Origin of the sequence: Kribbella sp. NPDC023972 (assembly GCF_040639075.1) — a bacterium.
Taxonomy (GTDB): Bacteria; Actinomycetota; Actinomycetes; order Propionibacteriales; family Kribbellaceae; genus Kribbella.
Map to the genome: position 1 here is coordinate 154,226 of NZ_JBEZZH010000004.1, position 26,545 is coordinate 180,770.

At 68.8% G+C, this 26,545-nt stretch carries 24 protein-coding genes; 9 read left to right on the forward strand and 15 right to left on the reverse strand.

Annotated features, from left to right (window positions below; all coding sequences use genetic code 11):
* Positions 1-47 precede the first annotated feature (47 nt).
* Genes AB0F43_RS17790 through AB0F43_RS17805 form a run of 4 tightly spaced genes read right to left on the reverse strand, consistent with a single transcriptional unit; the run spans position 48 to position 4,699 of the window.
* Positions 48-1,205 carry a glycerate kinase gene (locus AB0F43_RS17790; protein ID WP_360477257.1) on the reverse strand — a complete coding sequence of 386 codons (1,158 nt, stop codon included), beginning with the start codon at positions 1,203-1,205 and terminating at the stop codon, positions 48-50.
* Positions 1,202-2,980: a glyoxylate carboligase gene (gene gcl, locus AB0F43_RS17795; protein ID WP_360477260.1), complete on the reverse strand. Its 1,779-nt coding sequence runs from the start codon at positions 2,978-2,980 to the stop codon at positions 1,202-1,204. Before gcl ends, AB0F43_RS17790 begins: the two co-directional genes overlap by 4 nt.
* A complete protein-coding gene (locus tag AB0F43_RS17800; protein WP_360477263.1) occupies positions 2,980-3,864 on the reverse strand; it encodes a 2-hydroxy-3-oxopropionate reductase in 885 nt (294 codons plus the stop codon). The genes gcl and AB0F43_RS17800 overlap by 1 nt, the downstream gene beginning before the upstream one ends.
* Before the next feature lie 22 nt (positions 3,865-3,886).
* Positions 3,887-4,699: a TIM barrel protein gene (locus AB0F43_RS17805; protein WP_360477266.1), complete on the reverse strand. Its 813-nt coding sequence runs from the start codon at positions 4,697-4,699 to the stop codon at positions 3,887-3,889.
* Positions 4,700-4,864: 165 nt separating this feature from the next.
* Between AB0F43_RS17805 and AB0F43_RS17810 the strand changes: the two genes are divergently transcribed.
* The 6 genes from AB0F43_RS17810 (at position 4,865) to guaD (ending at position 14,464) form a co-directional block, all read left to right on the forward strand.
* Positions 4,865-6,397, forward strand: a complete 1,533-nt coding sequence (locus AB0F43_RS17810) for a helix-turn-helix domain-containing protein (protein WP_360477269.1) — start codon at positions 4,865-4,867, stop codon at positions 6,395-6,397.
* A 152-nt stretch (positions 6,398-6,549) separates the two neighbouring features.
* Complete coding sequence (uraD, locus tag AB0F43_RS17815) at positions 6,550-8,475, forward strand: 2-oxo-4-hydroxy-4-carboxy-5-ureidoimidazoline decarboxylase (RefSeq protein ID WP_360477272.1); 1,926 nt, start codon at positions 6,550-6,552, stop codon at positions 8,473-8,475.
* The gene (locus AB0F43_RS17820) at positions 8,472-9,914 is read left to right on the forward strand and encodes an FAD binding domain-containing protein (RefSeq protein WP_360477275.1); all 1,443 of its coding nucleotides are present in this window, start codon (positions 8,472-8,474) and stop codon (positions 9,912-9,914) included. The genes uraD (AB0F43_RS17815) and AB0F43_RS17820 overlap by 4 nt, the downstream gene beginning before the upstream one ends.
* A gap of 76 nt (positions 9,915-9,990) precedes the next feature.
* On the forward strand, positions 9,991-12,348 hold the full coding sequence (xdhB, locus tag AB0F43_RS17825; protein WP_360477278.1) for a xanthine dehydrogenase molybdopterin binding subunit: 2,358 nt from the start codon (positions 9,991-9,993) through the stop codon (positions 12,346-12,348).
* Complete coding sequence (xdhC, locus tag AB0F43_RS17830) at positions 12,345-13,187, forward strand: xanthine dehydrogenase accessory protein XdhC (RefSeq protein ID WP_360477281.1); 843 nt, start codon at positions 12,345-12,347, stop codon at positions 13,185-13,187. The genes xdhB and xdhC overlap by 4 nt, the downstream gene beginning before the upstream one ends.
* Entirely contained in the window at positions 13,184-14,464 is a 1,281-nt protein-coding gene (gene guaD, locus AB0F43_RS17835) for a guanine deaminase (protein ID WP_360477284.1), read from the forward strand. Before xdhC ends, guaD begins: the two co-directional genes overlap by 4 nt.
* An 89-nt stretch (positions 14,465-14,553) precedes the next feature.
* Here the strand turns inward: guaD and AB0F43_RS17840 are convergent, their stop codons facing one another.
* The 9 genes from AB0F43_RS17840 to AB0F43_RS17880 form a co-directional block, all read right to left on the reverse strand.
* The gene (locus AB0F43_RS17840; RefSeq protein ID WP_360477287.1) at positions 14,554-14,937 is read right to left on the reverse strand and encodes a VOC family protein; all 384 of its coding nucleotides are present in this window, start codon (positions 14,935-14,937) and stop codon (positions 14,554-14,556) included.
* A gap of 146 nt (positions 14,938-15,083) precedes the next feature.
* The gene (locus tag AB0F43_RS17845; RefSeq protein ID WP_360477290.1) at positions 15,084-15,860 is read right to left on the reverse strand and encodes a methyltransferase domain-containing protein; all 777 of its coding nucleotides are present in this window, start codon (positions 15,858-15,860) and stop codon (positions 15,084-15,086) included.
* A gap of 54 nt (positions 15,861-15,914) precedes the next feature.
* A complete protein-coding gene (locus AB0F43_RS17850) occupies positions 15,915-16,736 on the reverse strand; it encodes an alpha/beta hydrolase (RefSeq protein ID WP_360477293.1) in 822 nt (273 codons plus the stop codon).
* A 197-nt stretch (positions 16,737-16,933) separates the two neighbouring features.
* Positions 16,934-18,292, reverse strand: a complete 1,359-nt coding sequence (locus AB0F43_RS17855) for an 8-oxoguanine deaminase (protein ID WP_360477296.1) — start codon at positions 18,290-18,292, stop codon at positions 16,934-16,936.
* Between the two features lie 87 nt (positions 18,293-18,379).
* Positions 18,380-19,285, reverse strand: a complete 906-nt coding sequence (pucL, locus tag AB0F43_RS17860) for a factor-independent urate hydroxylase (RefSeq protein WP_360477298.1) — start codon at positions 19,283-19,285, stop codon at positions 18,380-18,382.
* A 3-nt stretch (positions 19,286-19,288) separates the two neighbouring features.
* Positions 19,289-19,618, reverse strand: coding sequence for a hydroxyisourate hydrolase (gene uraH, locus AB0F43_RS17865; protein ID WP_360477301.1), 330 nt, complete (start codon positions 19,616-19,618; stop codon positions 19,289-19,291).
* Positions 19,615-20,106: a 2-oxo-4-hydroxy-4-carboxy-5-ureidoimidazoline decarboxylase gene (uraD, locus tag AB0F43_RS17870; RefSeq protein WP_360477304.1), complete on the reverse strand. Its 492-nt coding sequence runs from the start codon at positions 20,104-20,106 to the stop codon at positions 19,615-19,617. Before uraD (AB0F43_RS17870) ends, uraH begins: the two co-directional genes overlap by 4 nt.
* A 90-nt stretch (positions 20,107-20,196) precedes the next feature.
* Positions 20,197-20,664, reverse strand: a complete 468-nt coding sequence (locus AB0F43_RS17875) for a helix-turn-helix domain-containing protein (protein ID WP_360477307.1) — start codon at positions 20,662-20,664, stop codon at positions 20,197-20,199.
* A 23-nt stretch (positions 20,665-20,687) separates the two neighbouring features.
* On the reverse strand, positions 20,688-21,935 hold the full coding sequence (locus tag AB0F43_RS17880) for an aldolase (RefSeq protein WP_360477310.1): 1,248 nt from the start codon (positions 21,933-21,935) through the stop codon (positions 20,688-20,690).
* Between the two features lie 125 nt (positions 21,936-22,060).
* Between AB0F43_RS17880 and AB0F43_RS17885 the strand changes: the two genes are divergently transcribed.
* Complete coding sequence (locus AB0F43_RS17885) at positions 22,061-22,825, forward strand: IclR family transcriptional regulator (RefSeq protein WP_360477313.1); 765 nt, start codon at positions 22,061-22,063, stop codon at positions 22,823-22,825.
* Here AB0F43_RS17885 and fgd read toward each other — a convergent pair.
* Positions 22,822-23,829, reverse strand: a complete 1,008-nt coding sequence (fgd, locus tag AB0F43_RS17890) for a glucose-6-phosphate dehydrogenase (coenzyme-F420) (protein WP_360477316.1) — start codon at positions 23,827-23,829, stop codon at positions 22,822-22,824. The two genes, AB0F43_RS17885 and fgd, sit on opposite strands and share 4 nt — an antisense overlap.
* A gap of 90 nt (positions 23,830-23,919) precedes the next feature.
* Here fgd and AB0F43_RS17895 point away from each other — a divergent pair, with 90 nt between their 5' ends.
* Both AB0F43_RS17895 and AB0F43_RS17900 read left to right on the forward strand, forming a co-directional pair.
* Positions 23,920-24,237 carry a hypothetical protein gene (locus AB0F43_RS17895; RefSeq protein WP_360477319.1) on the forward strand — a complete coding sequence of 106 codons (318 nt, stop codon included), beginning with the start codon at positions 23,920-23,922 and terminating at the stop codon, positions 24,235-24,237.
* A gap of 303 nt (positions 24,238-24,540) precedes the next feature.
* Positions 24,541-25,494 carry a carbon-nitrogen hydrolase family protein gene (locus AB0F43_RS17900; RefSeq protein WP_360477322.1) on the forward strand — a complete coding sequence of 318 codons (954 nt, stop codon included), beginning with the start codon at positions 24,541-24,543 and terminating at the stop codon, positions 25,492-25,494.
* Positions 25,495-25,633: 139 nt separating this feature from the next.
* Here AB0F43_RS17900 and AB0F43_RS17905 read toward each other — a convergent pair whose 3' ends face one another.
* Complete coding sequence (locus AB0F43_RS17905) at positions 25,634-26,473, reverse strand: DUF72 domain-containing protein (RefSeq protein ID WP_360477325.1); 840 nt, start codon at positions 26,471-26,473, stop codon at positions 25,634-25,636.
* Between the last annotated feature and the right edge of the window lie 72 nt (positions 26,474-26,545).

The following is a 26,545-nucleotide window of genomic DNA, read 5'->3' on the forward strand; positions in this document are numbered from 1 at the left end:
TGAGACACGAGCCGGGCTGTGTTTGATGATGAACTCGCTCCGCTCGTTCATGCACTGCCCCTCTCGGTTGCTGTCATCGTAGATCTCGCCAGGTGGTCGGCGGCGATCCTCTGGCCGAGTTCCCGCAGCAAGGGGATGGGCTCGGCGATGCAGCGCCGTACGTCGGGCTCCAGGTCCGTCAAGGCGTACACGGCTGTGATTCCGGCTTGACGCAGCCGCGCTGGGTCCAGCCGGATGGTGCCGCACACGGCGACCACCGGGACCGCTCCGGCTGCCGCGGCCACACCGGCGACCGCCTTCCCGTGCAACGTCTGCTCGTCCAGCGCGCCTTCTCCGGTGATCACGAGGTCGGCGCCCACCAGTTTCTGGTGAAAACCGACCAGGTCGAGGATCAACTCGATCCCCGGGCGCAGCCCAGCGCCGAGTAATGCCAGCGCCGCGAAGCCGACTCCACCCGCGGCTCCGGCGCCTGGCGCGTCGCGAAGATCGCGCCCGGTCTCACGAGCCACGAGATCGGCCCAGTGGGCCAAAGCACCATCCAGTTGTTCGACCTGCGTGGGGTCGGCGCCCTTCTGAGGCCCGTAGACCGCCGCCGCACCGATCGGGCCTGTCAACGGATTGTCGACATCGCAGGCGACCACGACCTCGACTCCCGCCAACCGCTCGCGAAGCGCGGTCAGGTCAAGGGCCGCCGCGGCGGTCAAGGCGGCGCCGCCCTCGGCCACCATGGCGCCGGTGGCGTCGAGCAGCCTGGCACCTAGGGCGCGGGCGAGACCGGCTCCGCCGTCGGTCGACGCACCGCCGCCGATGCCGAGGATGACTCGGGTGCAGCCGTTGGCCACCGCGGCGGCTATCAGCTCGCCGGTGCCACGTGACGTTGCGGTCATTGGGGCCGGTACGCCGTTTGGCAGCCGAACCAGCCCGGATGCGTCCGCGAGCTCGACCACGGCAGTCTCACCGCGTCGGGCGTACCCGCTGCGGACCGGTTCACCGGTGGGACCGGTCACCGTGACCGGGGTCAGGTTGAAGCCGGCCGCGACGGCGGCGGCTAGCGTGCCGTCGCCGCCGTCGGCCACTGGTATTGCGTCCACGGTCACGTCCGGGCGAGTACGCCGTACACCTTCACCTACCGCGGTGGCGACCTGGTTGCTGGTGAGAGAGCCCTTGAACTTGTCAGAGGCAACAACCACCCGGAGCCCGGTCATGTGCTGTGCAAGGCGATCGCGGTCGGGGCGTCCTCGGGATGTTCGGCCAGATCCTCGAACTCGGCCACGCTGTCGATCTCCAGGCCCATGGAGACGTTGGTGACGCGTTCCAGGATGACCTCGACGACGATCGGAACCTGGTACTCGACCATCAGCTTCTTGGCTTGTTCGAGTGCCGGGAGGATCTCGGCCGGCTCGGTGACGCGGATCGCCTTGCAGCCCAGGCCTTCGGCGACCTTGACGTGGTCGACGCCGTAGCCGTTCAGCTCGGGGCTGTTGATGTTCTCGAACGACAGTTGCACGCAGAAGTCCATGTCGAATCCGCGCTGGGCCTGGCGGATCAGGCCCAGGTAGGAGTTGTTCACGACGACATGGATGTACGGGATGTTGAACTGCGCGCCCACCGCCAGTTCCTCGATCAGGAACTGGAAGTCGTAGTCACCCGACAGCGCGACGACGGTGCTTTCCGGGTCCGCCACCGCGACCCCCAGTGCGGCGGGCACGGTCCACCCGAGTGGACCTGCCTGGCCGGCGTTGATCCAGTGCCGCGGCCGGTAGACGTGCAGCAGCTGGGCGGCCTGGATCTGCGACAGTCCGATGGTCGACACGTAGCGGGTGTCGGGCCCGAACGCGCGGTTCATCTCCTCGTACACACGCTGCGGCTTGATCGGCACCGTGTCGAAGTGCGTCTTGCGCTGCAGCGTCGTACGACGTTGCCGGCACTCCTCGACCCACGCGGAACGGTCGGCCAGCCTGCCCTCGGCGGACCACTCGCGGGCGACGTCGACGAACGCCTCGAGGGCCAGTCGAGCGTCCGAGACGATGCCGTAGTCCGGTGCGAACACCCGGCCGATCTGGGTCGGCTCGATGTCGACGTGGATGAACTTCCGGCCGCTTCGATAGACATCGAGGCCCCCGGTGTGCCGGTTGGCCCAGCGGTTGCCGATGCCGAACACGAGGTCCGAGGCCAGCAACGTGGCGTTCCCGTAGCGATGCGAGGTCTGCAGACCCACCATCCCGGCGGTCAACGGGTGGTCGTCCGGGATGGCACCCCAACCCATCAACGTCGGTACGACGGGCACGCCGACAAGCTCGGCGAACTCGACCAGCAGGTCGGCCGCGTCGGCGTTGACGACGCCCCCACCGGCCACGATCAGCGGCCGCTCGGCGGCGTTCAGCAGCGCGAGCGCCTTCTCCGCCTGGGCCCGGGTCGCGGCCGGCTTGGCCACCGGCAGCGGTTCGTAGGTGTCGATGTCGATGTCGATCTCGGTCAGCTGGACGTCCAGCGGCAGGTCGACGAGCACCGGACCCGGACGCCCCTCACGCATCAGCTGGAAGGCCTTCTGGAACGTGCCGGGCACCTGGGCCGGTTCCATCACCGTGACCGCCCACTTGGCGACCGGCTTGGCGATCGAGGCGATGTCGACGGCCTGGAAGTCCTCCTTGTGCAGCTTGGCGACCGGCGCCTGGCCGGTGATGCACAGGATCGGGATCGAGTCGGCCGACGCCGAGTACAGGCCGGTGATCATGTCGGTCCCGGCTGGTCCCGACGTACCGATGCAGACACCGATGTTGCCGGCCTTGGCGCGGGTGTAGCCCTCGGCCATGTGCGAGGCGCCCTCGACGTGGCGGGCCAGCACGTGCTTGATCCCGCCGTGCTTCTTCATCGCGCTGTAGAAGGGGTTGATCGCGGCACCGGGCAGACCGAAGGTCTGGGTCGCGCCCTCCTTCTCCAGGATCAGGACCGCGGCGTCGACCGCGCGCATGCGTGCCATCAGCCCGACGCCTTTCCGGACAGTCGCTCCACGCCGCGCAGCAGGGCGGAGTGGTCGAGGCCGCCGTCACCGTTCGCCCGGGCCGAGGCCACGAACTGGGCGACCAGCGAGCCCAGCGGTACGGCGACACCCGCCTCGCGAGCGGCCGCGGTGACGATGCCCATGTCCTTGTGGTGCAGGTCGATCCGGAATCCCGGCTCGAAGGAGCGCGAGAGCATGTTCTCCTTCTTCTGATTCAGCACCGTCGAGCCGGCCAGGCCGCCGCCGAGGACCTCCAGGGCCGCCTTGGTGTCGACGCCGTACGCCTCCAGGAAGATGACTGCCTCGGACAGCGCCTGGATGTTGGCGGCGACGATCAGCTGGTTGGCCGCTTTGACGGTCTGGCCCGAACCGCTCGGTCCGACGTGGACGACGGTCTTGCCGACGACGTCGAACAGCGGCTTGGCGGCGTCGAAGTCGTCGCCCTCGCCGCCGACCATGATCGACAGCGCGGCGTTCTTCGCGCCGGCCTCGCCGCCGGAGACGGGAGCGTCCAGGATCCGGAAGCCCAGCGCCCGCGCCCGCTCGGCCAGCTGCTGGGTGACGTCCGGCCGGATGCTGGAGAAGTCGATGATCAGCGATCCGGTCTCGGCGTGCTGGAAGACGCCGTCCTCACCGGCGAGCACCTCCTCGACGTCGGGCGAGTCCGGCACCATCACGCAGATCACGTTGGCGCCCTTGACCGCGTCGGCGACCGAGCTCGCGTAGCGCCCGCCGGCTTCGCCCAGCGGCGCGCCACGCTCGGCGCTGCGGTCGAGCCCGGCGACGGTGTGACCGGCTCCGGCCAGGTGGACGGCCATCGGGCTGCCCATGATGCCGAGACCGATGAAGGCGATGTTCGTCATGTCCGAATCTCCAAAGGATGTGTCAGCGGCCGACGGCGCGCTGCGCGCGGGGCAGCCAGCCGAAGCTGTCGACGGTGGTGGTGGACGGCTTGTACTCCAGGCCGATCCAGCCCGAGTAGCCGTTGGCGGCGAGGTCGTTGAGCTGCCGGTCAAGCGGGAGCGTGCCGGTGCCGGGTTCGTTGCGGCCGGGCGCGTCGGCGATCTGCACGTGCGCGATCCGGTCGGTGTGCTCCGCGATCACCCGGTCGACGTCGTCGCCGTTGACCGCGAGGTGGTAGAGGTCGGCCAGCAGTCCGACGTTCGGCGCCTGCACCCGGTCGATGACGGTCAGCGCATCGGCGGCGGTCAGCAGCGGATAGCGGTCCGCGCCGCTGACCGGCTCAACCAGCACGGTGCCGTCGATCCGGGCGGCGGCCTGCGCGGCCAGCCGGAGGTTCTCGACCCCGAGATCGTCCTGCTCGCTCGCGGAGTGGCCGTCGTCCCGGTTGCCGTAGAGGGCGTTGAAGGCCCGGCAGCCGAGCCGCTCGCCGATGCCGACGGTGACGTCGATGTTGTCCCGGAACTCGCCGGACCGCTTCGGCCAGGAGACCAGTCCACGGTCGCCGCCGGGCATGTCGCCGGCGAAGAAGTTCAGGCCGGTCAGCTGGACGCCTGCGTCCTCGATCGCGGTCGCGAACGCATCGACGTGCCGGTCCGGCGGCACCGCCTCGACGAACGGCCACCAGAACTCGACGGCACCGAAGCCGGCCCGCCGGGCGGCCGCCGGGCGCTCCAGTAGCGGCAGCTCGGTGAACAGCAGCGAGCAGTTCACCGTGTAGCGCAGCGGGTGGGTCATGGCATTCTCGACTTTCCGTATTGCGGAAGTTAGTTTCTGTTCTGCGAAAGACCATAGGTGCCGCTCGACGTTGGCGTCAAGGGTGGGTCGTGGTTCCAGGGACGCGGCCGGGCGTTGTACGTTCCTCTGAGGACCGGTCACCACACCGGCCGGAGGAGGTGCGCCGTGCTGCTGTCCGAGCTGCTCGACGCGCCCGAGCTGGGGCTTCGCCTGCTGCATCTGGCCGAGGACGCGCTCGATCGTCCGATCGGGCGGCTGGTCACCACCGACCTGCTCGAACCCGGCCGCTACCTGAGCGGCGGCGAGCTGGTGCTCACCGGTCTGGTCTGGCGCCGCAGCGAAGCGGACAGCGAGACCTTCGTCGCCTCGATGGCGGGCCGGGGAGCCACCACGATCCTGGCCGGGAAGGCTCTGCTCGGGACCGTTCCCGCCGACCTGCTCGAGGCCTGCCGCCGGCATCAGGTCACCCTCGTCGAGGTGCCCACCGAGGTCGCGTTCGCCGATGTCACCGAGTACGTCGCCGCCGCGGGCTCGGTCGACACCGGGGCCCGGCTGTCGGCCAGCCTGGTGCGCCAGCGCCAGCTGCTGTCCTCGATCGCCGCCGGCCGAAGCCTCGACGAGCTCGCGGACCGCATCTCCGCCGAGATCGGGTGCGACTGCCGGGTGATCACCCCGATCGGGCGCCACGTCGTACCAGGGCCTGGTGAGTTGGACGAAGAGATCCTGGACGTGATCTCACGGCGGTTCCTTACTGCGGATCGCACTCCTGCGGTCGCGGATGCCGGTGGTACGCCGTACAGCCTGTTCCCGATCGGGTCGGGTCTCGGCAACAGGCTGACGGCGTGGGTGCTGGTCATCGAGGGTGACCACACGGAGTGGTCCCGCGACTATGTCGAGGCGGTGCAGGAGCTGTGTGCGATCGCTGCGCTGGACCGGGCCCGACGCGACGAAGGACGGTTGGCCCTGCGGCCCTTGGTGGCTGACGCGCTGGCGTTGATCGAGTCCGGCGCACCACATGCCGAGGTCGCCACGCGGCTCCGGCAGGCCGGTGCGCACTCCGATCTGCCGATGGTGGTCGCCGTGGCCGATCTCCGGGACGACGGCCCGAGCGAGGTAGCGATCACGCTGCTCGAGGATGTCGCGCTCACGGTCGGGCCCGCGGTCGTGGCACCTGGGCGTGACGGCGTACTTGTCGCCTTGCTGCCCTTCCTACCGGGGTTACCTGACCAGCTGCGCAGGGCGTTCGGCCGGCTCTCGCCGGGGCTCGTGCGCGCCCGACTCGCGGTCGGCGTCAGTGGCGAGACCGCGGTCGAAGCGTTGGCGGGCGCGCTCGAAGAGGCACGGTTCGCCCATCGAGTGGCTCGGTCAGGCAGTACGCCGGTCTCGGTGGTCACGTCGGACGAGGTCGCCTCGCACGTGCTGCTGCTCGCCACGGTGCCTGACGACGTACGACGTACCTACACGCATCGGGTGCTCGGGTCCGTGCTGGAGCATGACCGCCGTACCCACGCGGACCTGCTCACCACGCTGCAGGAGTTCCTCGCCTGCGACGGCTCGTGGTCGCGCGCGGCGGAGTCGTTGCACCTGCATGTCAACACGGTTCGCTACCGGATCGAACGCGTAGAGCAACTGACCGGGCGCGATCTGTCCCGGCTCGAGGACCGGGTCGACGTGTTCCTGGCGCTCAAGTCGCTCTGAACCGCTTGGTTTAGGTGATCGCACAAAACCAGGGTTGCCGGAGCGGGTGATCTTCAGAGGTTCACCGGGTGCCAACGCGGTCGGCGCGCGCCGATGCTGTCGTGCAGATCACTAATGCCGCGCCCCCGAGCCCCAGCCAAGGAAGGTGCCCGATGAAGGCAATCCTGCGACCCGGCCGCCGCGCCAGCCGTCATCCCGTCGACGAGGTCCTGCCTCCGGGCAAGCTCGCCGTGTACGGCTTCCAGCATGTCCTGGCGTTCTACGCCGGCGCCGTGATCGTACCGATCCTGCTGGCGAACTCGATCGGGCTCAGCACGCAGCAGCTCGTCCATCTGATCAACGCCGACCTGTTCACCTGCGGTATCGCCTCGATCATCCAGTCCGTCGGGTTCTGGAAGGTCGGCGTCCGGCTGCCGCTGCTCCAAGGCGTGACGTTCACCGCGGTGTCACCGATGATCGCGATCGGCCTCGCCGCGGGCGGCGGGACCGATGGCCTGCTGGTGATCTACGGCGCGGTGATCGTGGCCGGCCTGGCCACCTTCTTCCTGGCACCGTTCTTCAGCCAGCTGATCCGGTTCTTCCCGCCGGTCGTGACCGGCTCGGTGATCACGATCATCGGCCTGGCGCTGCTGCCGGTGGCGGCCGCGGACGCGACCGGTGGCGCCGGCCCGACGTCGGACCCGACCAGCGGCAAGAACCTGGCCTACGCGCTGGGCACGCTCGCGCTGATCGTGCTGATCCAGCGGGTCTTCAAGGGATTCATGGCCACCATCGCGGTGCTGGTCGGCCTGGTCGCCGGCACCCTGGTCGCGTGGGCCTTCGGGGACGCCCACTTCGACGCCGTCGGCGGCTCCGACTGGGTCGGCGTGACCACGCCGTTCCACTTCGGCTGGCCGCAGTTCTCGATCGCGGCGATCATCTCGATGATCGTGGTCATGCTGATCACCGCGGTGGAGACGACGGGTGACGTCTTCGCCACCGGCGAGATCGTCGAGAAGCGGATCAACCGCGAGGACGTCGCCCGCGCCCTGCGCGCCGACGGCCTGGCCACCACGATCGGCGGTACCTTCAACTCCTTCCCCTACACGTGTTTCGCCGAGAACGTCGGCCTGGTCCGGCTGACCCGGGTGAAGAGCCGGTGGGTGGTCGCGGCGGCCGGCGTGATCATGATCCTGCTCGGCCTGATCCCCAAGGCCGGCGCCATCGTGGCCGGGATCCCGCACCCGGTGCTGGGCGGTGCCGCCCTGGCGATGTTCGCCACCGTGGCCGTGGTCGGTTTCCAGACCCTGGCCAAGGTCGACTTCCACGACCACCGCAACGTGGTCATCGTGGCCACCAGCGTCGGCCTGGCCATGTACGTCACCGCGCAGCCACAGGTCGCCCAGGCGGTCCCGGGCTGGGCCGAGATCATCTTCGGCAGCGGTATCACGCTGGGCAGCCTGACCGCGATCCTGCTGAACATCGTCTTCCACCACGTGGGCAAGGACTTCGGCCCGGCGGTGGCCGGCCAGCCCGGCGACTCGATCCGGCTGGACCAGGTGAACACGATGAGCCGCGACGAGTTCGTCGAGACCTTCGCCGGACTGTTCCAGGGTCCGCGCTGGATGGTCGAGCGGGCCTGGGAGATGCGGCCGTTCACCGACACCCATGCCCTGCGCCGCTCGTTCCAGGAGGCGCTGTTCTCCGGGTCGCGCGAGGAGCAGCGGCAGCTGATCGAGTCCTACCCGCAGCTTGGCTCGCAGTTCGTCGCGGACGGCCTCAGCGGCGAGGCGTCACTGCGTGACCAGTCCGCCCGCGGGCTGACCTTCCTGGCGGAGCCGGAGCGGGACGAGCTGACCGCGATCACCGAGGCCTACCGCGAGCGGTTCGGCTTCCCGCTGGTGATCTCGGTCCGGGACGCGGAGTCGTTCGACCGGATCCTCGAGCAGGGCCGGGACCGGCTGGGCAACTGCGAGAACCAGGAGCACGCGGCCGCCCTGCTGGAGATCGCGAAGATCGCCGGGTACCGGTTCGACGACTTCCTCTCGGACGCCAACCCGATCCATAGTGCAAGAACACGCTGGAGCAGCAGCCGATGAGTACGACGACCACGCAAGCACCCTCGATCACGGTCAATGGCGAGCAGACCGCCATCGGCGACGTGGCTGTGCACACGTCGGCGCTGGACTGGCTCCGCGACCGCGGCCTGACCGGAGCCAAGGAGGGGTGCGCCGAGGGTGAGTGCGGCGCGTGTTCCGTACTCGTCGCCCGGCCCGGGACGGACGCCCCGACCGAGTGGACCGCGGTGAACGCTTGCCTGGTGCCGATCGCAGCTCTCGACGGTCAGGAGATCATCACGTCCGAGGGCCTGGGTTCCCCGACCGACCTGCATCCGGTCCAGCGCGAGCTCGCCGTACGCGGTGGATCGCAGTGTGGCTACTGCACTCCGGGCTTCGTGTGCAGCATGGCCGCCGAGTTCTATCGCTCGACGCGTACGACGTCCAACGGGCACTGCGACCACGAGCACGGCCCGAACGGGTTCGACCTGCACGCACTGAGCGGAAACCTGTGCCGGTGCACGGGGTACCGCCCGATCAAGGACGCTGCGTACGCACTCGGCGAACCGGAGCTGGACGACGCGCTGGCCGCCCGGAGGTCAGCGCCGCCACCACCGCCCGCGGCCACGGCGATGGCGGTCGACGGAGCGGAGTTCCTGCGGCCGGCCAGTCTCGAGGAGGTCCTCGAACTGCTGGCTCAGAGCCCCGAGGCCCAGATCGTGGCCGGGTCGACCGATGTCGGCGTGGAGGTGAACCTCCGCGGTGTCCGGAAGCCGCTGATCGTTGCCATCGACCGGCTGGCCGAGCTGCGGGAGTTCGCGTTCGGCCCGGACGAGGTTCGGATCGGCGCAGCGCTGACCTTGAGTGAGATCGAGCGGCTACTCGCCGGTCGGGTGCCGCTGCTGGCGCAGATGTTCCCGCAGTTCGCCTCCCGGCTGATCCGCAACGGCGCCACGATCGGCGGGAACCTCGGTACTGCCTCGCCGATCGGTGACACCCCGCCCGCTCTGCTGGCCCTGGACGCCTCGCTCGTACTGGCTTCCCGGCGTGGCGAGCGGATCGTCCCTCTGGCGGACTACTTCACCGGCTACCGGCAGACCCTGAAGGCTCCCGACGAGCTGATCCGGACCGTGGTGATACCGCTCCCGCTCGAGCCCTTGACCGCTTTCCACAAGATCGCCAAGCGGCGGTTCGACGACATCTCGAGCGTTGCCGTCGGGTACGCCGTCCACGTCGAGGACGGCGTCGTACGCCGGGCCCGGATCGGGCTCGGCGGGGTCGCGGCCACCCCGCTGCGCGCGCTGACTACCGAGCAGGCGCTGATCGGCAAGCCGTGGACCGAGCGGACCGTCCGGGAGGCGGCTGCGGTGATGGCGGCCGAGGGTACGCCGATGGACGACCACCGGGCGAGTTCGTCGTACCGCTCGGCGATGCTCGGCCAGTCGCTGCTCCGCTTCTACGCAGAAGGGACAAGCGCATGAACGAGCGAAGCGAGTTCACCAGAAAACACAGCGCGTGTCGTGCCTCAGCCGCGCCCGGAGCGAAGCGAGGACGCGGATGAGTCTTTTGTCCGAACGTCCGCAGCAGGCCGTTGTCGGTCTGCCCTTGCCGCACGAGAGCGCCGCGCTGCACGTCACCGGGCAGGCTCTCTACACCGACGACCTCGTGCAGCGGACCCGTGACGTCCTGCACGCCTGGCCGGTCCAGTCGCCGCACGCTCACGCCCGGATCACGGACCTCCGGGTGAAGCCGGCGTACGACGTACCGGGTGTGGTCCGGGTTCTCACCGGCGATGACGTACCTGGGGTGAACGACGCCGGCGTGAAGCATGACGAGCCGCTGTTCCCGACCGAGGTGATGTTCCACGGGCACGCGATCTGCTGGGTTCTCGCGGAGACGCTGGAGGCCGCGCGCCTCGGCGCGGCCGCGGTCGAGGTCGACTACGAGCCGCTCGAATCGCTGGTGACGGTTCGGGAGGCCATCGCCGCGGGCAGCTTCCAGGGGACCGGGCGGCATCTCACACGTGGTGATGTCGAGAGCGCGCTTGCGCAGGCGGAGCACGTGTTCCACGGCGAGTTCGAGTTCGCCGGGCAGGAGCACTTCTATCTGGAGACCCATTCCGCGCTGGCCCTGGTCGACGAAGGCGAGCAGATCTTCGTCCAGAGCAGCACGCAGCACCCGTCCGAGACGCAGGAGATCGTCGCCCACGTTCTCGGCGTACCGAGCCATCGGGTGACCGTGCAGTGTCTCCGGATGGGAGGGGGTTTCGGGGGTAAGGAGATGCAGCCGCACGGGTTCGCCGCCATCGCCGCGCTCGGGGCGACGCTGACCGGCCGGCCCGTGCGGCTGCGGCTCAACCGCACGCAGGACATCACGATGTCCGGCAAACGCCACGGCTTCCACAGCGAGTGGCGGGCAGGGTTCGACGGCGACGGCCATCTGGTCGCACTCGACGCCACCCTCACCTCGGACGGCGGCTGGAGCCTCGACCTCTCCGAGCCGGTGCTCGCCCGCGCGATGTGCCACATCGACAACGCCTACTGGATCCCCAACGTCCGCGTGGACGGCCGGATCGCCAAGACGAACAAAACCTCGCAGACCGCCTTCCGCGGCTTCGGCGGTCCGCAGGGCATGCTCGTCGTCGAGGACATCCTCGGTCGCTGCGCGCCGTTGCTCGGGTACGACGGGACCGAACTGCGCCGGCGCAATCTGTACCGGCCGAACGACACCACGCCGTACGGGCAACCGGTCCGGCACGCAGACCGGCTGGAGTCGTGCTGGAGCCAGGTGTCCGCGTACGGCGACGTCGTACGCCGGCAAGCCGAGATCTCGCGGTTCAACGCCGAGCACCCGCACCGGAAGCGGGCGCTGGCGATGACGCCGGTGAAGTTCGGCATCTCGTTCAACCTCACCGCGTTCAACCAGGCCGGCGCGCTCGTCCACGTCTACAAGGACGGCTCCGTGCTGATCAACCACGGCGGCACCGAGATGGGACAGGGACTGCACACGAAGATGCTGCAGGTCGCCGCGACCACGCTCGGCGTCCCGCTGGCGCGCGTCCGGCTGGCCCCGACCCGCACCGACAAGGTGCCGAACACCTCGGCCACCGCGGCGAGCTCCGGCGCGGACCTGAACGGCGCGGCGATCAAGAACGCGTGCGAGCAGATCCGCGAGCGCCTGGCGCAGGTCGCCGGTGGCAAGCTCGGTATCAGTCCGCACGACGTACGGTTCACCGACGGCCTGGTCCGCGGGCTGTCCGGCGACAGTGTGCGGTGGGAGGAGATCGTCCAGAGCGCCTACTACCAGCGCGTCCAGCTCTGGGCGGCCGGCTTCTACCGCACCGAGGGCCTGCACTGGGACCCCAACGCGATGCACGGCGAGCCGTTCAAGTACTTCGCGTACGGCGTTGCCGCCGCCGAGGTCGAGGTGGACGGGTTCAGCGGCGCCTACACGTTGCGCCGGGTCGACATCGTCCACGACGTCGGTGACAGTCTCAGCCCGTTGATCGACATCGGCCAGATCGAGGGCGGCTTCGTCCAGGGCACCGGCTGGCTGACGCTCGAAGACCTTCGCTGGGACGAGAGCGACGGACCACACCGCGGCCGGCTCGCGACACAGGCGGCGAGCACCTACAAGCTGCCGAGCTTCTCGGAGATGCCGGTGGAGTTCAACGTTCGGCTGCTCGAGAAGGCCCATGAGGAAGGTGCCGTCTACGGCTCGAAGGCGGTCGGCGAACCGCCGCTGATGCTGGCCTTCTCGGTGCGCGAGGCATTGCGGCAGGCCGCGGCGGCGTTCGGACCGGCGGGCACCAGCGTGGAGCTGCCCTCGCCGGCTACGCCTGAGGCCGTCTACTGGGCGCTGGACCGGGCCCGGTCGTCGGTGGGCGTCGAGCGGCTCGCGGCGAGTGGGGTGTGACGACCGAGATGGAATGGCTGAAGGCGGTCGAGCGACTCCGGGAGCAGCGGCTGCCCGGCGTACTGGTGACAGTGACGGCTGTGCGCGGGCATGCGCCGCGGGAGGCCGGGGCCAAGATGGTCGTCGCGGCCTCACGAACCTGGGCGACCGTGGGCGGCGGCAATCTGGAGGCGCTTGCGATCGAGCGGTCCCGCGCGATGATCGCGGCAGGTGCGGGTGAGCCTGAGGTCGTCGAGGTCGCGTTGTCGGACAAAGCGCCGTACCAGCATGGAGTGCAGTGTTGCGGCGGTGAGGTGACGTTGCTGCTCGAACCGCTGCCGGTGGTCCCGTCCGTGGCGATCTTCGGGATCGGGCATGTCGGCCTCGAGCTCGCCCGGATCCTGGCCCGGCACGACATCGAGCTGCACCTGATCGACTCGCGGCCCGACCAGCTGGTGCCCGAGCGGCTGAGCGTGCTCGACGACGCGGTGGCCAACCTCCACGTGCACCACGTCCCCGTGCTGCCGGAGCTGGTCGTCGGCGAACTGCCGGCCGGCACCCATGCCCTGGTGATGACCCACGACCACGCGGAGGACGCCGCGCTGTGCGACGCCGCCATCCGCCGGGACGACCTGGCCACGATCGGGCTGATCGGGTCCCGGGCCAAGTGGGCGCGGTTCCGCCGCAAGCTCGCCGAGGACGGCAACTCCGCCGAGGCGATCGCGCGGATCACCACTCCCATCGGACTCCCCGGACTGACCGGCAAGGAACCGGCCACGATCGCGGTCAGCGTGGCGGCCTGGCTGCTCCCCCTGTTCGTTGCCGAGCGCAACCCTGCACATCGTGAGGCGAAAGCATGACCATCTACCGAGGCACGTTCCTCGACACCCCGGACAATCCGTTCACCGGCGGCGGCCTGCGGGTCGACGCCGACGCCGCACTGCTGGTCCGGGACGGCGTCATCGTTGCCCGCGGCACCTTCGGCGACGTACGGCGGGCACACCCGGCCGAGGACATCGTCGACCTGAGCGGCGGCCTGGTGCTGCCCGGGTTCGTCGACACGCACGTGCACTTCCCGCAGATCCGGGCGGTCGGCGGTCTCGGCCTGCCGCTGCTGGAGTGGCTCGACCGCTACGCGCTGCCCGAGGAGGCGAAGATGGCCGACGTCGGCTACGCGGCGGGGGTCGCAGCCGAGTTCGTTCGCGGTCTTGCGGCGGCAGGCACCACGAGTGCACTTGTTTTCGGGGCCCACTATGCCGACGCGGTCGACGTACTGTTCTCCGCCGCCTCACGGGTCGGTCTGCGGATCACCAGCGGCCTCGTCGTCAGCGACCGGTTGCTCCGTGAGGACCTGCTGACGACGCCGGAGCGGGCCTACACCGAGTCGCTTGCTCTGGCCGAGCGCTGGCACGGCGTCGGACGGAATCGGTACGCCGTCACACCGCGCTTCTCGCTGTCGTGCACCGACGACCTGCTCGCGGCCTGTCGCACGATGCTCGACGAAGTCCCCGGCTCGCTGTTCACCTCACACGTCAACGAGAACGAGGCTGAGATCGCTACGGTGTCCGAGCTGTTCGGCGGCTGCGACTACGTGAGCACGTACGACAAGCACGGCCTGGTCGACCGCCGCAGCGTGCTCGCCCACAACGTCCACCCCACCGACGTCGAGTTGAAGATGCTCGCCGAGGGCGGCGCAGCCGTCGCCCACTGCCCCACAAGCAACGCAGCCCTGGGCAGCGGGTTGTTCCCACTTGCACGTCATCTCCACTACGGCGTACGCGTGGCCCTCGGCTCAGACGTCGGAGCGGGCACAGGCTTCTCACTGCTGAAGGAGGGCCTACAGGCCTACTTCGCCCAACGCCTACTCGGCGACCAGGGTTGCACGCTCAGCGCCGCGCACCTGCTGTACCTGGCGACGTCGGCTGGTGCTGAGGCGCTCGGATTGGACGAGGTCGGCGACCTGAGCGTTGGTAAGCGGTTCGACGCCCAGTTGCTGCGCCCGACTGACGGTTCACCGCTGGCCGTCGGGGTCGAGCACGCCGACGACGCCGAGGAAGCCCTCGCCCGGATCTTCACCCTCGGCACCCCGGCCGACGTCCACGCAGTCTGGATCGACGGCGAACTCCTGCACCGCTGACCACACAGAGGAAGCCGGCTGACCGACCCGCGGTCAGCCGGCTTTCCGTACGCGCCCCAGCTCGGATGAGGCAGTCGGCGGCTAGGAGATCAGCCGCCGCTGCCGTACGGACGGGTGATGATCTCCAGCCAGTGCCCGTCGGGGCCCTCCCAGTACAGGCCGCGGCCACCGTCCCCGTGGTTGATCTCTTGCGGTTGGCGCTTGAAGGGATCGGCCCACCACTTGCGGCCGTCGTCCCGCAAGCGACCGAGGATGAGGTCGAACTCCTCCTCGCTCACAAGGAAGGCGTAATGCTGGCCGTGGATCTCGCCCTCGGTGTCCATGAAGTCCAGGCTGGCCGCGTTGTCCAACTTCAGCTCGGCGAACGGGCCGTACGCTCTCGCCTCCGGCAGACCGAGTACCTCGCCGACATCGCGAGCCGCAGCCCATCGGTCCTTCACGTGCACGATTGTGTGGTTCAGCTCGATACTCATCGGGCTCTCCTGACGTGTGCCGGCCCTCAGCTGGCGCGTTCTCACCACTCTGCACCCCGAAACCCGTCCCCGTGAAGACCTCCACGTCGTTCCACGCCTCAGCACGAGCGGTTCCCCTGCCGCGTCGACGGGTCAGTGTGCCGGACTCACGCTTCCCTGTTTGGTCGGGCGATCCTGGCGAGGTGAAGAGTCAGGTCGGCCACGAGCGTCACCCGCTCTGGGAGCACTGCGCGGATCCGGCCAAGCACTTCCTCGCGAGCTGAGGCGGGCAGTTCGAGATAAGCCGAGATCGTCGACAGGTGGCCGACGTAGTCGAGCGCCGACATCGTCGTCCGGCGTTCGATGGTGGACTGACGTACGTCGATGAAGAGGTCCGAGCGAAGCAGTTCGGTACCGGGCCACTGCATCGGGCTGTCCGCCGGCGTCCCGTCAGGCGATGGCACACCGTCGTCTGCCAGGAACTGCGATCTGGCGGCACGGACAGCCCCCTCGACGGCCTCGTCGGCCAGAGACATCGGTCCACCGAAGGAAGCGAAGATCCCATCGGGGTTGAGCAGCGAGGCCACCCGCGACCACCGATCGGCCGGGTCGGTCCAATGAAGGGAAGCCGCCGCGAAGACCAGGTCGTACGTCGAGGTGAGCGAGAGATCCTCGAATGCGCCCTGAACTGTGGCCACTGTTGCTGGGACGTGCTTGCGTAGTTCCGCAAGCATTGCTGCGTCCGGTTCCGTGGCGGTGACAGCGATTCCGCGCCCAGCGAACGCGCGTGTGGCTTTGCCTGTGCCCGCGCCGATCTCCAGAGCGGTGCGGACCGGCCGACCTGCATAGCTCAGTACCTCGTCAACGAGCTCGTCAGGATAACCAAGCCGGAACTGCTCGTAGGCCGATGCTGCAGACCCGAAACTCAGCGCGCGTACGACCACGCACCGATTCTGTCATCGCATCCACGCCCAGCGCATCCGAGTTCCCGGTGCTGACTAGCGGGTGAGGAAGTCTCGGACATACTGGGCCCAGAGGTCAGGCTTCTCGTAATGGCACATGTGGGCGGAGTCCGCGACCACCGCCAACGTACTTCGGGGGACGGCTCGATGGAGTCGCTGCGCGAGCTGAACAGGGAATCCCATGTCCTTCTCGCCATGGAGAATCAGGATCGGCTTGCCGCAGTCACGAAGGATCTGTTCGGCGTTGCCGACGACCCAAGGGTGCATGCGGCCATCAAGGTACCGCTCGTAACTCCAGTCGCCTTGATCCAGGCCTTCGAGCAACCTGAGATAGCCGGGGGCCAGGTCGACGTCCCATACGAAGATCGTGGAGTTCCGCAGCGCCCCGCCGGCGGCGCGCTCGATCTCTTGCCGCCGGTGGTACTCAGCCCAGTCTCTGAGGTAGGGCTCACTTTCTGCGCTGTCGTAGGCGGAGGTCGAGGCGAGCACGAGCCGACGAATATCGTCAGGGTTTTCCTGGACGTACCTGGTTGCTGCCCGACCTCCAGTGGAGAACCCGAGCAGATCCACCGGTCCGAGGTCCAGCCTGCGGATCAGCCGGCGTGTGTCTTCGACGACGTACTCGGGCTGGAGTGCCTCCGGCGACAGGTCACGGCTGCTCCGGCCGCATCCTCTGTAGTCGAACATCACCACGTGATGGTCGACAGCGAGCGGTCGCACGCCGGGAAGCAGGTAACTATGACCCACATCAGGCCCGCCGTGAAGGACGACGAGGGACGGCCGTTCCGGGTCCCGCCGGCCAAGTTGCCGCACAAACAAAGTCACGTCGCCGACGTCAACCAGAGACGTCTCTTCCACGCGATCATCCCTCCGGCGCGGTGCGCGTCTGTGCTGCGACCAGGCGCTCTACAACCAACGCGGCAGAAGGCCGGCGCAGAGATGATCCTCGCATAGCCAGAGACTACGGAACCAAAGCTCCCCTCTCACTGTCTCCAGTCGCCACTCACGCTCTCGGGTTCCCACTTGCTGGCGCGCGTAGCCGGCTGCGAGGGCTCTCAGCCGGCTTTGGTTAGTAGGTGGTTCTGGACTTGTGCAACCTGCGCTGCCAGGGCGGACTCGTCGATGGTGACGACTCTGTCGTGCTCGACTACTGGTTGGCCGTTGACCAGGAGGAGTTCGAGTGGGGGTGGGGTGCTGAGGACCAGGGCGGCTACGGGGTCGGGGATGCCGGCGTGGGCTAGGGTGTCGAGGCGCCAGAGCGCCAGGTCGGCCAGCTTGCCGACCTCCAGGGAGCCGATGTCGGATTCGCGGCCGAGGATGCGGGCGCCGTCCAGGGTGGCCATCTCCAGAGCGGTGCGTACACCGAGCGCGTCCGGGCCGCCGCGGGCGCGGGCGAAGAGCAGGGCGTGACGTACTTCTTCGATCAGGCTGCCGGCTTCGTTGCTTGCGGCACCGTCCACGCCGAGCCCGACCGGGCTGCCGGCCGCTCGCAGGTCCGCGACGCGGGCGATGCCGGCGCCGAGGCGAGCGTTCGAGCTCGGGCAGTGGGCGACACCGGTGCCTGATGCGCCCAGCCGCGCGATCTCCGCGTCGTTGAAATGGATGCCGTGGGCGAACCACACGTCGGATCCGGTCCAGCCGAGTTGGGCGGCGTACTCCAACGGAGTGCAGCCGAAGTGATCGCGGCAATAGTCGGTCTCGTCGGTGGTCTCGGCCAGGTGGGTGTGCATCCGGACGCCCGTGCGGCGGGCGAGTTCCGCGGCGTCGCGCATGAGCTCGCCGGTGACGCTGAAGGGCGAGCAGGGTGCGACCACGAGCTGCAGCATCGAGTCGGGGCTCGGATCGTGCCAGCGGTTGATCGCGGCCTCGGTCGCGGCCAGGATCTCGTCGCGGTCCTCGACCACCGAGTCCGGCGGCAGCCCACCGTCCTTCTGGCCGAGGTCCATCGATCCCCGCGCCGGGTGGAACCGCAGCCCGACCTGCGAGGCGGCGCGGATCTCCGCCTCCAGCAGGTCCTTGCCGCCCCGGGGGAAGACGTAGTGGTGATCGGCCACGGTGGTGCAGCCGGTTCGCGCGAGCCGGGCCAACGCGGCCTGGGCCGCCACGTGGACCGATTCGCCGTCGATGCCGGCCCACACCGGGTAGAGCGTGGTCAGCCACTCGAACAGAGCCGCGTCGGCGGCCAGGCCGCGGGTCACCCATTGGTAGAGATGCTCATGGGTGTTGACGAACCCGGGCGTCAGCAGGCACCCGCGTCCGTCGATCACCCGCGCACCGTCGTACGCCGGTGCCGGCCCGGCATCGACGGCGACAATACGGTTGCCCTCAGCAACGACATGACCGGTGAACTCACGACGGGTACGGTCGAGGGTGACCACGGTCGCTCCGTCGATGACGATCGGCATTGGGTTCATGGGCACAGTCAACTCACCCGGCTGCTGAGCCGTCACCGGCAGGAAGTACGAACTCCACCCCTGGCGGCAACGCGCGGTTGGAGGTTCCTACACGAAGCCTGGTACGGCGTGCCACGCGCTGCCGGCGTCGGAGGCGTCGTCGCGGACGACGGTCGCCTCGATCAGGCCGTACGGACGGTCCGCGGCGACGAACACCTCGTTCGGGTTCTCCAGGCCGAACGGGCTCAGGTCGACCACGAAGTGGTGCTTGTTCGGCGCCGAGAACTTGATCTCCGCAACCTCGGGGTGCCGCTCGAGCACCGCCTCACCCATCCCGTACAGCGTCTGCTGCAGGGCCAGGCTGTGGATCCTGGCGAACTGCTCCAGCAGCAGCGCCTTGATCTCCTCGTACGACTTGTCCCAGTCGACGTCGGTGTGGTCGTAGCGCCACCGGGCGACCAGTGACGTCGCGAGGATGCGGTCGTTCGTCTCCTGCAGCGTCGTGTACTTGTCCTTCAGGAACCCGTGGAACTCCGACCCGGTGGACTTGAGCACGACCAGGTCCTTGATCCCGGAGACGACGTACGCCTTCCGCTCGTCACCCCGGCCCTCGACGTTGACGACCGTCGTCCGTACGCCGCTGCCGCCCCGGACGAACGAGTGGGCGTGCCCCTCGCCGTCGACCGGGATCCGCTCCCAGGCGTACTCCTCGACCTCGATCCGGGCGCCCTCGGCGGCCGGGGCGGAGTCGATGAAGTGGCTGCCGAGCGTCAGCGCGTACTCCTCGATCGCGCCGACACCCTTCTCCTTGGCGAAGGCGAAGGCGGTGTTCTTCTGGGTGTCGGTGGGCAGTACGTCGCCCTGGTCGCCGGTGGTGTGCGCGTCCTCGAAGTTGCCGCGCAGGGCGGACGAGACGTTCAGGTCGCGGATCTGGTGGCGCGGCGAGTCACGGTAGATGCGGACGACCCGGCTCTCGGCCTTGCCGTACTGGTTGGCGCCCAGGTGGATGGCCATGGGTCAGCTCCCTCGATAGGTGGAATAGGCGAACGGGCTGAGCAGCAGCGGGACGTGGTGGTGCCGCTCGTCGGTGATCGTGAAGGTCACGCTGACCTCGGGAAAGAACATGCTCTGGCCGGACGCCTCCGCGTAGGCGGCGACGTCGAACCACAGCTGGTACGTACCGGGCTCGAGTCCCGGCTGGAAGTCGGTGATCCGGCCGTCGGCGTCCGTCGTACCTTCTCCGAGTACGGCGATCTCGCCGGCAGCGATCCGGGACAGCCGGACCGGCACACCCTCCGCGGGCCGTCCGAGTCCCGTGTCCAGAACGTGCGTACTCACAGAGCTCATGCCACGACCTTTGCCAGTCGGAGGAGTGCGATCTTCCGGAGTTCTTCCTGTACGACGGCCGCTTCGGTGGTCTCGTCGTTCGTCAGCCGGTGCTGGAGGCTGGCCAGCATCTCCTGGGCCGACAGGCCGGTCGCGCAGATCAGGAAGACGCGGCCGAACCGGTCCTCGTACTCCCGATTGCCCGCCGCGAGCGCCGCGCGGACCTCAGGGTCGTCACCGACGCCGGACTGCTCGTTGCGCGACCAGGAAGCCTCAGTGCCGGCGCCCTCCGCCCGGGCCCCGATGCGCGGGTGAGCAGCCAGCGCCCGGTCGACCTCAGTGGCCTCCAGGTCCCGCAGCGCCTTGTCCGCCGTCTGCGTCAGCTCGGCGGCGTCGCCGTACGGGCGGCCGGCGAGCACCGCGTCGACCCAGCGGCGTACGTCGCAGCAGGCCGCCAGAAGTGGTCGCAGCCGGTCGCCCGGAGCGGCGTTGAACTCCTGCAGATCCACGGATCACACCTTCTCGAATCACGAAATCGAATTTCCGTATGACGAGAGTGGCACGCACCCAACCGCTACGTCAACAGTTTGTTGAATTTCTCAGTCGCGGGCCCTGTTCAGGTAGTTGTAGACGGTGAAGCGAGTGACGCCGAGGGCCTCGGCGACGATCTCCGCCGACTTGCGGTACTCGAACGCTCCCTTGGCTTCGAGCAGCAGTACCGCCCGCTGCTTGTCACCCCGGGACAACCCACTCAACGGCCCACCGAGCTCCGCGGCAACCTCGGCCAGCAACCCGTTCAGCCCACTGCCTTCGCGCGGCGTCCTGACGACACCATCGCGCCGTACCTGCAGCGTGACCTGACTGGCCCCGTTCGCGAAGGCAGCCTCGAGTACGCCGGTCAGCGCCGGCAGCAACACCTCTTGCTCACCGCGGACCGACGTACCCAGAGGCCCGAAGTCGGACTCCAGACCGGCCTGCTGAGCGGCCTCGAACGCCTCGGTGGCGTGGGCGGGCGGTTGCCCCTCGACATCGAAGGGCTCGGTGGTGAACTCCGCTACCAGTCGCATGTCGCGAGGCTAGCCCGGTGTGGTCACGACCGCACTGGTCTCCGGGCCAACTTCGCCAGTCCCGCGGTGTCCACACCAATCAACTGGTCGACCTCCGCCGGATCCACGGCACCGCACTCCAGGCCGCGCAGCACGTACCCGGCCAGGGCGGCGGCGGTCGCGGGCTCGTCGAGATAGCCCGAGTTCCCGCCACTGACGTACGCGCGCAGCCGAGCACCGGCCGTGTCGAGACCCTCGCGGTAGAAGAGGTACGTCGCGGCGTACCGGGTCGGCAGCTGAGCGGGATGCATGTCCCAGCCCTGATAGATGCCGCGGGCAAGCGATCGCCGCACCAGGCTGAAGTGCAGTCGCCAGGCGGCATGCACGGCCTCGCGCTCGCCAATCGGAAGAACGTTGGTGGATCCGTCGGAGACGAACACGCCGGTGCCCGCCGCGGCCAACTGCATCACGTCCTTGGCGTGATCGGCGACCGGGTGATCCATGCTCTGGTACGCCGCTGCCACGCCGAGCGACGCCGAGTAGTCGTAGGTGCCGTAGTGCAGACCGGTGACCCGGTCGCCACCGGCACGGATCATCCGCGCGATCAGCGCACTGCCGTCGGGGCCGAGGATCGCCTGCGGAGTTTCGACCTGGATCTCGAACCTCAGCGACCCGGCAGGCAGGTCGTGTGCCTGCTCGATCGTCGTCAGCACGAGCAGCATCGCCTCGACCTGCTCGACCGAGGTGACCTTGGGGAGCGTGATCACGAAGCTGTCGGTCAACGCGCCGGCAGGGGTCAGCTCGCGGACGAAGAGGTCGAGGGTGCGCAGGCCGCGCCGGCGACTCGGCGCCTCGAGCGACTTGATCCGCAGGCCGTGGTACGGCGTCGCCGTGCCATCGCTGACGGTTTTCGCCAGAGCGCGGGCCGCGTCGATCGCGGCGGCATCCTCGTGCTCGTCCGGCCGGATGCCATAGCCGTCCTCGAAGTCGATGCGCAGATCCTCGATCGGCTCCCGGTCGAGCTTGGCGCGGACTCGTCGGTGCAGCTCGGCACCCAGGTCTGTCGGCAGATCGAGCGCTTCGCTCAAATCCTTCGGCGTCTCGCCGAGTGCGGTCTTCGCCTGCTCGGCCCACTCGCGCACGGTGCCGGCATCGAACCGGTCCGCCGGGACGTAGACGGTGTGAACGGGTTGCCGGACGCCACGATCACCCGGGTACAGCGCGGCCAGCTCCGCGTCGGCCGCGGCAAGCAGCCGATCCAGCTCGCCGGCGAGATCGTCCACGTGAGTCATGACAGCACACCTCGTTCACCTTGACGGCCGTTTCCGTATCGCGGATACTAATATCTACTTTGCGGAAGCCGCAATGTCCGGTATCTGTCGCTAGAATTCCGGGATTCGGAAAGGCGGGTACTCAGGTGGCGGAGACCAGTGCGGGCAAGGGCCGCTCCGGCAGTGTTCAGTCGATCGAGCGCGCGTTCGGGCTGCTCGAGACGATGGCCGACGCGGGCGGGATGATGGGCCTGTCCCAGCTGGCCACCGCATCCGGCCTGCCGCTGCCCACGATCCATCGGCTGGTCCGCACGCTGGTCGACCTGGGCTACCTGCGCCAGGAGCCGTCCCGGCAGTACGTTCTCGGCCCCCGGCTGATCCGGCTCGGCGAGAGCTCCTCGCACATGCTCAGCGTCTGGGCCCGTCCGCACCTGACCAGGCTGGTCGACGAGCTCGGCGAGTCGGCCAACATGGCGATGCTCGACGGCGACCAGATCGTCTACCTCGCGCAGGTCCCGTCCCGGCACTCGATGCGGATGTTCACCGAGGTCGGCCGCCGGGTGCTGCCGCACTGCACCGCCGTCGGCAAGGCGATTCTCGCCCAACTTCCGGAGGTCGAGGTGCGGGAGCTACTGCAGCGCACCGGTATGCCGAAGCACACCGAGAACACCATCACCGATCCGGATGCGTTCACGGCTCAGCTGCGCAACGCCGAGGAGCACGGCTACGCCACCGACGAAGGCGAGCAGGAGCTCGGCGTGCGCTGTGTCGCGGTCGCCGTACCCGATGCGCCGTCGCGGCTGGCGATCTCGATCTCCGGGCCCGCCGGCCGGATGTCAGAGGAGCTCGTCGAGCGTGCCGTCCCTCTGCTCACCCAGGCCGGCAAGGCCTTCTCGGAAGATCTGCGTTAGGCCTCGAGCTTCCGCAGCAGCGGGAGGACATCCTCGGTGAACTGAGTCAGGAAGCGCTCCTGGTCATTGCCGGGGCCGTGCACGACGAAGTGGTTGAAGCCGGCGTCCAGGTACGGCTGGAACTGCTTGACGACCTCTTCGGGGTCGGACGCGACGATCCAGCGCTGCGCGACCTGCTCGATCGGCAGCTCGTCGGCCAGTCGTTCCATCTCGGTCGCACTCGTCACGCTGTGCTTCTGCTCCGGGGTCAGCGACAGCGGCGCCCAGAACCGGGTGTTCTCCAGCGCTTGCTCGTGGTCCCGGTCGTAGGAGACCTTGACCTCGAGCATCCGGTCCAGGTCCTCGAACTTCTTGCCGGCCTTCTCCGCGCCCTCCTTCACGGCGGGGATCAGCTTCTCGGTGTAGAGATCCATCCCCTTGCCGGACGTCGCGATGAACCCGTCGCCCGCGCGACCGGCGTACTTCGCGACCAGCGGTCCGCCGGCGGCGACGTACACCTTGAGCGGGGTCTCCGGGCGGTCGTAGATGAACGCGTCGACGGTCGGGTAGTACGGGCCCTCGGAGCTCACGCCCTCCTTTGTCCACAGGTCGCGGATCAGCTGCACGGACTCGCGCAGCCGGGCGAATCGCTCCTTGAACTCGGGCCACTCGCGCCCGGACACGGCGATCTCGTTCAGCGCCTCACCGGTGCCGACACCGAGCATCACCCGGTCCGGGTACAGCACGCCCAGGGTGGCGAACGCCTGGGCGATCACCGCCGGGTTGTACCGGAAGGTCGGCGTGAGCACCGACGTCCCCAGCAGCACCCGGTTGGTCCGCTCACCGACCGCCGCCAGCCAGGCGAGCGCGAACGGCGCGTGGCCGCCCTCGTGCCGCCACGGCAGGAAGTGGTCCGACACGGTCACACTGTCGAGCCCGAGCTCCTCGGCCCGGACGGAGTACTCCACCAGCTCCCGCGGCCCGAACTGCTCCGCGGAGGCCTTGTACCCAACTCGAATGCTCACCCTCAACTCCCAACGTCGTCTACGCCTGCCTTGAAGACAACCGCACTGATGCCGACTCTATGCCGCCCGCGGTGAGTACCATCCAGGACTGTGTATGCCGACGAAGCACAAGTCCTGGGTGAGATCGGTACAGCGTTCCGGGCAGCCGAGCTCCCGGCGATCCGGGTCGTGGTTCCACGCCCGCTGGCCGAGCGGGCCGTCGCCGCCTGGCGCCGCGACGACGAGGGCGCCGTACCGCAGCCCGAAGATCCCACCGACCGGCGGCTCCGGAACCGGGCCGGAACGCTCGCGCTGATCGGGCTCGCCATCACCGAGCGCGGGCAGGTGGACGCCGACGGGAACATGGTCGTGGACCTGAGTCCGGAGCTGGTCGGGGTCGCGATGGACGCCGCCGACGACATCGCCTGAGGTCGATCGTCTGCGCCCGGAGGCCGGGCGGCGACTCGTCCGGAGGTCAGGCGGCGACTCGCCCGGAGGCCAGGCGGCGACTCGCCCGGAGGCCGGGCGGCGACTCGTCCGGAGGTGTTTGACGACCGGCGCCGGGGTCGGGAAAGATGTGGTCCGGCGCGGCCCGCGCCTCACCTTCGTTGATCGGCCCCAGCCCGGTCTCACCGAGAAGGCAAAGGGACTTCCTGTCTCGGGCCGCTCGTCCTGGTCAGCCGCCTCGGACGGGATCGCTGGGGGATCGCGTGCGAGTGCGTGGAAGGCCAGATGACAGCGCACAGGAACTTCAAGCGCCGGGTTCGAGCCCGCGCCGCCAAGACGGGCGAGTCCTACACGGCTGCCCTCCGGCACTTCCGTCCGACTCCACCAGGAGAAGAAGACATGCCGGAGAACACCCTGCGACTCGCCGTCGCCCAGTCGACGGTCCACGAGGACCCGACGAACGCCGTCCTGCTCCGCGAGAGTGGCGCGGAGGTCCGCGGACTGATGAAGCAGGCCGCCGAGGCGGGTGCCCGCCTGGTGCACTTCACCGAGGGCGCGCTCTGCTTCCCCAGCAAGCAGGTGATGTCCGAGCTCGGTCCGGACGAGGTCGGCCCGTCCGACTGGAGCAAGGCCGAGTGGGCCGTGCTGCAGGACGAGCTGGACCGGATCGCCGCACTGTCGGGCGAGCTCGGGATCTGGACGGTGATCCCGTCGGTGCACCAACTGCCTGCTCCCACCCGTCCGTACAACAGCATGTACGTCGTGTCCGACCAGGGAAAGGTGGTCGGGCGGTACGACGAGCGCATGCTGTCGACCACGAAGATCACCTGGATGTACTCCCCCGGCACGAAGCCGCTGACCTTCGAGGTCGACGGGTACCGGTTCGGGCTCGCGCTCGGGCTGGACGTGCTGTTCCCGGAGCTGTTCACGGAGTACGACGCGCTCGACGTCGACGGCGTACTGACGTCGTACTCGACCAGTGGCTCGGCGGGGAACGAGGTGGTGCCGACCCACGCCCGCGGGTACGCGGCGATGAACACCTACTGGATCAGCCTGGCGGTGCCGGCCAACCCGGCCGCCGGGGTGGTCTCACACGTGATCGACCCTCGCGGCGAGTTGGTGGCCGAGGGCCCGGCGGACAGTACGCCGGGCATCGCGGTGACTGACCTGACCCGCGTGGACGTGACCACGATCGGCCGGTCGTTCCGGCGCCGTACCCGGGAGCGCGTCGGCTCCTGACGCCTCACCGGTCCGGGTGCTGACGCGTTCGATCAGTATGAACAGGCACGCGATCGTCAGCACCCGGATCGGGAACCTCACCCTGGTCGCCTCCGACGACGCCCTGGAGCAGCCGGCTGGTGCCCGGCCGTTCCAAGGGCTAGGCCGAAGTGATTTTCAGGCGGCGGGCGAGGGCTTCGGCGTCGAAGGGGGCGCGGACTTTCACATCGTTGTCGAAGTAGATGTAGACCGGCTTGCCGCCTCGGTGCCAGGCTCGGATCTTCCGGGCCCAGTGGTCGAGCGCGTCGTCGTCGTACCCGCTGACGTAGAGCTCCTCGGCGCCGTGCAGCCGGACGTAGGCGAAGTCGGAGGTGACGTCACCGAACATCGGCCACTTGCCCGCGGTGTCCGCGCAGACCAGCGCGATGTCGTACTCACGGCACAGCGCGATGAACTCCTTGCTCTCGTAGCTGGAGTGGCGTACTTCGATCGCGTGCCGAAGCGGGATGTCGACCAGGCACTCCAGCAATGCCCGGCCCTCCATCCGCTCGTCGTGGCCTTTGGCAACCTCCGCGGCCTCGGCGGTGGTTCGCGGCAACGACGCGAAGAAGGCCGCGCACCGGTCGGCGTTGTACCCGAGATTCGGTGGTAGTTGCCACAGCACCGGACCGAATTTGTTGCCGAGCGCAAGCACTCCGGAGGCGAAGAAGTTCGCCATCGGCGCGGCCACGTCGACCAGCTTCTTCATGTGCGTGACGAACCGCGGACCCTTGACCGAGAACACGAAGCCGTCCGGCGTCTGGTCGTACCAGCGCTGGTACGACGACGGGCGCTGCAGCGAGTAGAACGAGCCGTTCAGCTCGATCGAGTTCAGCCGACGGGAGGCATACTCCAACTCGGCCCGCTGCGGCAGGCCCTCGGGGTAGTACACCTTCCGCCAGGGCGCATACCGCCACCCCGAGATCCCCACCCGGTACGAACTCTCCGGCCAACGCTCCACGGTCTACCCGGTGCCCCACGTCATGCTTGCCGTGCCACCCGCCTGCTGAGGCCGGCGTACACCACCATCGCG

Excerpts from the sequence above, each read along its gene's own strand:
- AB0F43_RS17855 (WP_360477296.1), bottom strand. The coding sequence starts at position 18,292 with ATGAACCCAATGCCGATCGTCATCGACGGAGCGACCGTGGTCACCCTC.
- uraH (WP_360477301.1), bottom strand. The coding sequence starts at position 19,618 with ATGAGCTCTGTGAGTACGCACGTTCTGGACACGGGACTCGGACGGCCC.
- AB0F43_RS17875 (WP_360477307.1), bottom strand. The coding sequence starts at position 20,664 with ATGCGACTGGTAGCGGAGTTCACCACCGAGCCCTTCGATGTCGAGGGG.
- xdhB (WP_360477278.1), top strand. The coding sequence starts at position 9,991 with ATGAGTCTTTTGTCCGAACGTCCGCAGCAGGCCGTTGTCGGTCTGCCC.
- AB0F43_RS17790 (WP_360477257.1), bottom strand. The coding sequence starts at position 1,205 with ATGACCGGGCTCCGGGTGGTTGTTGCCTCTGACAAGTTCAAGGGCTCT.
- pucL (WP_360477298.1), bottom strand. The coding sequence starts at position 19,285 with ATGGCCATCCACCTGGGCGCCAACCAGTACGGCAAGGCCGAGAGCCGG.
- gcl (WP_360477260.1), bottom strand. The coding sequence starts at position 2,980 with ATGGCACGCATGCGCGCGGTCGACGCCGCGGTCCTGATCCTGGAGAAG.
- AB0F43_RS17805 (WP_360477266.1), bottom strand. The coding sequence starts at position 4,699 with ATGACCCACCCGCTGCGCTACACGGTGAACTGCTCGCTGCTGTTCACC.
- AB0F43_RS17820 (WP_360477275.1), top strand. The coding sequence starts at position 8,472 with ATGAGTACGACGACCACGCAAGCACCCTCGATCACGGTCAATGGCGAG.
- AB0F43_RS17840 (WP_360477287.1), bottom strand. The coding sequence starts at position 14,937 with ATGAGTATCGAGCTGAACCACACAATCGTGCACGTGAAGGACCGATGG.
- AB0F43_RS17800 (WP_360477263.1), bottom strand. The coding sequence starts at position 3,864 with ATGACGAACATCGCCTTCATCGGTCTCGGCATCATGGGCAGCCCGATG.
- AB0F43_RS17880 (WP_360477310.1), bottom strand. The coding sequence starts at position 21,935 with ATGACTCACGTGGACGATCTCGCCGGCGAGCTGGATCGGCTGCTTGCC.
- guaD (WP_360477284.1), top strand. The coding sequence starts at position 13,184 with ATGACCATCTACCGAGGCACGTTCCTCGACACCCCGGACAATCCGTTC.
- uraD (WP_360477272.1), top strand. The coding sequence starts at position 6,550 with ATGAAGGCAATCCTGCGACCCGGCCGCCGCGCCAGCCGTCATCCCGTC.
- AB0F43_RS17900 (WP_360477322.1), top strand. The coding sequence starts at position 24,541 with ATGACAGCGCACAGGAACTTCAAGCGCCGGGTTCGAGCCCGCGCCGCC.